The organism is Carnobacterium sp., from assembly GCF_032094055.1.
Classification (GTDB): Bacteria; Bacillota; Bacilli; order Lactobacillales; family Carnobacteriaceae; genus Carnobacterium_A.
The window spans coordinates 5,089-8,089 of sequence record NZ_DAMDAK010000082.1 but is presented as its reverse complement, the minus strand read 5'-3'; the positions used below and the strand labels follow the sequence as shown (position 1 = coordinate 8,089).

Here is a 3,001-nt window from a genome sequence, read left to right as displayed (position 1 = left end):
TAAAGTTGCTGACTAGTTCTTTTAATATGATAAAGATGGGAGATAATAAGATGCGATTGGATAAATTTTTAGCGCATACAGGATACGGTTCCAGAAAAGAAGCGAAAGAATTGTTGAAAGGCAAACAAATAACGGTTAATGATCGTTTGGTAAAAGATGGGAAAATCCAAATTAACCCTGAAAAGGATCAGGTAACAGTTTCTGGAGAAGTGGTAAAATTCCAAGCTTTTTGTTATTTTATGCTGCATAAACCACAAGGTGTAATCAGCGCGACAGAAGATAATCTGCATAAAACGGTGATTGATTTGCTTGCGCCGCAAGACCGTTTATTACATCCCTTTCCAGTAGGTCGTTTAGATAAAGATACAGAAGGTTTGTTATTGATTACTAATGACGGCAAGTTAGCACACAATTTATTGTCTCCGAAAAAAGAGGTAGACAAATGTTATGAAGCAGTTATTGAAGGAATCGTGGATGAAGCAGACATTCAAGCTTTTGCAGATGGCATCATTTTAGATGATGGTTTTATCTGCCGATCAGCTCATTTAACGCTAACTGACATCGACTCTGATAAACAAATTTCAACCATTCAAGTAACTATCCATGAAGGAAAATTTCACCAAGTTAAACGTATGTTTAAAGCAGTAAATAAAAAAGTACTTTATTTAAAACGAGTAACGATGGGGCCTTTAAAGTTAGATGAATCACTAGCTTTAGGCAGTTACCGAGAACTGAATGAAACAGAGCTGGCTCTTTTAAAAGTGATTAACTAAATTGGCAGCGTTAAAAAAACGTAGAGAGCTGCCAATTTATTTTGGTACTTCCTACGTTTTTAAAATGGAGAAATCGTCTGATTTTTTTAATCAGCAGAAAATTCTTTAAGAATTGTTGGCAACTGATTGATAATGTGGGTTGGCAAGACGACATATTGTTTTTCAGCTAACTGATCGCCAATATAGCTATGAAGATAAACAGCGGCTAAAACAGCGGATTTTATATCAGGAATTTGAGCCACTAAACCAGCAATGATTCCCGCTAATGTATCTCCCATCCCGCCAGTGGCCATAGCTGGATTGCCAGCTTCGTTTTTCCAAATATCTTCTTTGAAATAAACTTCTGTTTGGTGTTGTTTTAAAACAACTGTTGCATTTAGCTGATTGCGTGCTTCAACGTTCAAGACTTCCTTTTGTTCAGTCGGTTTTAAATTGCTTAATCGTTCCCATTCACCTAAATGTGGAGTATAGATCGTATTGTCGTTTGGTGTCGGTAAATTATATTTTGCCATTAATGTGATAGCAGAACCATCGATAACGATATGTTGCTCCGGCTGAATTTGGGCCAATAGAAGTTTCAATATTTTTAATGAACCAGTTGAATTGCCCATACCGGGACCAATCGCCACAACTGTTGCGGCTTTTATTTGCTGTTCAAGTTGTTTTTGGTTTTTCCAGTCGACCACCATTGCTTCCGGTAAATGAGCATGCAAAGCCGCGTGATTGCCTTTATCGGTAGCAACTGTTACTAGACCAGCCCCACTGTGAACAGCTGCGAGTGCCATTAGGATCACTGCGCCGCCCATTCTTTTATTTCCACCAACTAAAAGGACTTTCCCATAATCTCCTTTGTAACTGTCAGTTTGCCTTTTTGGAATCAAACCTTGTATTTTTTCTTGATTTAGTCTGTTCATCTTTTCCCTCCTTAAGAGTTAGTAAGTTAATTATAAAGGCAAAGGCGAAAAAACACATCTTTAAAACATTGGTCAAATATTTAGGAAATAGGAGACGAATATTGGTATGCAACTGAAAAAGTGATATGATAGAGGTGTTGAAAAAAGGATAGGAGTGTTGAGCATATGACAATAGATTGGAAAAAAGAAGTAGCAGCACGTAAAGAAGATTTCTTGGCAGATTTAATTTCTTTGTTAAAAATAGATAGTGTTCGTGATGATAGCCAAGCAACTGATGATGCCCCTGTCGGACCTGGACCTAAAAAAGCATTGGAAGCCTTTTTAGCATTAGGAGAACGCGATGGTTTTATAACTAAGAATGTTGATAGTTTAGCCGGCCATATCGAATATGGCGATGGAGATGAAACACTTGGAGTTTTAGCTCATGTTGACGTTGTACCTGTAGGCACCGGCTGGGAAACAGACCCTTTTGATCCAGTTATTAAAGATGGCCGTATTTATGCCCGTGGATCTAGTGATGACAAAGGACCGGGTATGGCTGCTTATTATGCATTAAAGATTATTAAAGAGTTGGATTTACCTGTTTCTAAACGGATTCGTTTTATTATCGGTACAGACGAAGAAAGCGGCTGGATGTGTATGGACCGTTACTTTGAAGTAGAAGAAAAACCAGATTTCGGCTTTTCCCCCGATGCAGAATTTCCTATTATCAATGGAGAAAAAGGGATCTTAACAGAATATATCAACACCCAAGGAACAACGGAAGGCGGCAAAAATACGTTAATCAGTTTTGATGCTGGCTTACGTGAAAATATGGTTCCTCAAGACGCAACAGTTATTTTTAAAAGCGAAGAAGCAGAGAAAATTGAAAAAGATTTCTATGACTTTATCGAAACAGCACCCGTAACAGGTACTGTTTCTGTTGAGGATAATCAAGTAACCATTGAAGTTAATGGGAAAGCAGCTCATGCGATGGAACCGCGCGGCGGAGTCAACGCAGCAACATACTTGGCAGTCTTTCTAAATAGATACTCATTTGGCGGAGATGCTAAAGCCTTTTTAGAAATGACAGCTGAATTTTTCCATGATGATTCAAGAGCTGAAAAATTAGGTTTGAACCATGTTGATGAGGTAATGGGCGATTTAACAATGAATCCGGGAGTTTTCACATTTACCCCTCAAGATGGTGGAATGATCGCTTTAAATTTCCGCTTCCCGAAAGGAGTTAGCGTGGAAAGCATCGAAATTGAATTAGATAAGAAGCTATCCCATTATGGCGTTACGCTAGGCCGTGGAAAAGAACAATTGCCGCAT

3 protein-coding genes are annotated in these 3,001 nt (G+C 38.5%); 2 read left to right on the top strand and 1 reads right to left on the bottom strand.

Annotation, left to right across the window (positions count from 1 at the left end; translation table 11 throughout):
* Positions 1 to 50 precede the first annotated feature (50 nt).
* Positions 51 to 773 carry a pseudouridine synthase gene (locus RT405_RS11095; RefSeq protein ID WP_313469702.1) on the top strand — a complete coding sequence of 241 codons (723 nt, stop codon included), beginning with the start codon at positions 51 to 53 and terminating at the stop codon, positions 771 to 773.
* A gap of 86 nt (positions 774 to 859) precedes the next feature.
* Here the strand turns inward: RT405_RS11095 and RT405_RS11090 are convergent, their stop codons facing one another.
* Complete coding sequence (locus tag RT405_RS11090) at positions 860 to 1,687, bottom strand: NAD(P)H-hydrate dehydratase (RefSeq protein ID WP_313469698.1); 828 nt, start codon at positions 1,685 to 1,687, stop codon at positions 860 to 862.
* A gap of 165 nt (positions 1,688 to 1,852) precedes the next feature.
* Here RT405_RS11090 and pepV point away from each other — a divergent pair.
* Positions 1,853 to 3,001, top strand: a 1,149-nt coding sequence (pepV, locus tag RT405_RS11085; protein WP_313469697.1) for a dipeptidase PepV, incomplete at its 3' end; no start/stop codon positions are given.